Raw genomic sequence first — 254 nt, 5'->3', positions numbered from 1 at the left:
TGAAGTACTGGACCGTCTTGAAAGACGGTTAATTCAGCTGAAAATTGAACGTGTGGCGTTGCAGAAAGAATCGGATGAAGCTTCCAAAAAACGTTTGGATACGCTGGAAACCGAGATGAAAAAGCTGGCACGCGAATATACCGATCTGGAAGAAGTCTGGAAGTCGGAAAAAGCCGCTTTGCATGGCAGTCAGCACATTAAAGAAGAATTGGAAAAAGCCCGCCTGGAGTTGGAATCAGCCAACCGTAGCGGCA

At 46.9% G+C, this 254-nt stretch carries 1 protein-coding gene; it reads left to right on the top strand.

Features of this window, described 5'->3' with window-relative positions:
* Positions 1–254 (top strand): hypothetical protein (locus E8Q33_RS15150; RefSeq protein ID WP_136555724.1); only part of this gene is annotated, 254 nt, incomplete at both ends.

The organism is Methylophaga sp. SB9B, from assembly GCF_004832235.1.
Taxonomy (GTDB): Bacteria; Pseudomonadota; Gammaproteobacteria; order Nitrosococcales; family Methylophagaceae; genus Methylophaga; species Methylophaga muralis.
The sequence above is the reverse complement of the archived record's forward strand: the minus strand, read 5'-3'. Positions and strand labels throughout refer to the sequence as shown.